This is a genomic window from Bacillus sp. NPDC094077 (assembly GCF_050279465.1).
Taxonomy (GTDB): domain Bacteria; phylum Bacillota; class Bacilli; order Bacillales; family Bacillaceae_G; genus Bacillus_A.
In genome coordinates this window covers 1-1,690 of record NZ_JBNNUF010000056.1, presented here as the reverse complement: position 1 = coordinate 1,690, position 1,690 = coordinate 1, and the positions used below count along the sequence as shown (strand labels likewise).

At 35.0% G+C, this 1,690-nt stretch carries 1 protein-coding gene; it reads right to left on the bottom strand.

Annotation, left to right across the window (positions count from 1 at the left end):
• Window positions 1–111 precede the first annotated feature (111 nt).
• Window positions 112–1,572 (bottom strand): IS1182 family transposase, encoded by a 1,461-nt coding sequence (locus tag ACQKNR_RS29215; RefSeq protein WP_427322756.1) that lies wholly within the window; start codon window positions 1,570–1,572, stop codon window positions 112–114.
• Window positions 1,573–1,690: the final 118 nt, after the last annotated feature.

Below are 1,690 nucleotides of genomic sequence, written 5' to 3'. Positions count from 1 at the left end.
ACGAGGGCACTGAAAAACTTGCGTTTTTTATAAATAAATTCATTTTCGAGAAAGATAGGGCGCTTCTTGTTCAATTTTGAACAGGAAACGCCCTAATTTTTTGCCTATTTATTACCCTTTTTCATTCAGAAGCTTCAAGATTCTTTTTAGATTGACAGCGAATATCGTCGTTGCTCCCTGAATTTGCATGCCAAATGAACCCGCAGCCGATGCTTGATCGTACCCGTGTTTATTTTTCAACTCACTATTTTTTGCTTCGATTTTATAGCGTTCTCGAGCTAAGCGTTTAAATTCTTCTGTTTCTTGAAAAGCTTGTTGGTCTAAATGTTCCTCTGATTTAATGGCAACAGAATAGGTTTTAGTTTTTGCGCCTGCTTTAAAACATCCTTCCCGGAGTGGACAGACCTTACATTTTTCAACGTCAAAAAAATAAACCATTCTTGCACTTGCTCCTGGATGTGAATCTGGTTTTTTACTTTTTCTTTTTGCTAAATATCCTGCTGGACATACAAATAAACCTGCATCTTTATTAAAGTCAAATCCTTTTCCGTTTGCTCGCCCATTTTGAGTAATCATTGGATTTAACTTAGAAATCAGTTGAATCCTTTGTTCTTTTGTATAAAGTAAATTGTTTTTCCCTGAATAAGCCGTGTCAGCGATAACTGTTTCAACTTCCATTCCTGTTACTTTACTTTTTTTAATCAGTTCTTGTAGATAATGTCCATCTGATTTTTCACCTGTTGTAACGACTGCTGCTGTAATAATACGTTCATCACTAATTGCTAAATGTGTTTTATAACCAAAGAAAGAACTGTCTGCTGTTTTATGCCCTACTCGTGCATCGGTGTCTGTTGAATAATTTAGATGTTCTTGCGTATCTTCTACAGCTTCTTTTAACACGTTCAATTTTTCCTTTACAGCTGGTAGATGAGCGATTTGTGGTTTGTTTTCAATAATGGCAATCAATTTTTCACAGTAAGCTAATTCATCTTTTACTTCGTTAGAAGTATTCTTCTTTGGAAATTTTTCTTTCATGGATTTATCAAATTGATACACTGCTTTGCGGGTATGTTTTGATTTCTCTTGTAAAAATTCTTTCGGTGATTTTTGGTTATAACGTGCTTTGGTATGTGTTGCGTCCACAATGATTGTTTTACTTTTGATAATGTTCTTTTCGAGTGCGATTTCAACTGTTTTTCCAATGAGCATATCTAATAAACTTACGTCTTGAAGACGAAGTCTGCGGAATTTTGTGAGTGAGCTTGAATCAATCACGTCATCTTCTGGCGCCATACCTAAAAAATACTTGAAAGACATGTCATATTTTGAACGTTCGACAAGGTCTACATCAGATACATTAAAAATGGCTTTTAACAATAAGTACTTAAACATTCGAATCGGAGGAATCGCATTTCTTCCATTGTCTAAACAATATTTTGTTTTTAATTCCTCTAAAATGAATGAGAAATCCACTAGTTCATTAATTTGACGAAGCATATTATCTTTTGGCACGACAATATCGTAAATGGCCATATATGGACTTAAGTTGAAAGTCTCTTGGTTTGAAATCATTGGGAACACCACCTGCATTTAGTCTCTCTATTATAAATTAAAAAGGCGAGGTATTCGACGATTGAATCGTCGAATACCTCGCTAAGTGGAATCAGATGGAGTTTTTCAGTGCCCTCGT

Excerpts from the sequence above, each read along its gene's own strand:
- ACQKNR_RS29215 (WP_427322756.1), bottom strand. The coding sequence starts at position 1,572 with ATGATTTCAAACCAAGAGACTTTCAACTTAAGTCCATATATGGCCATT.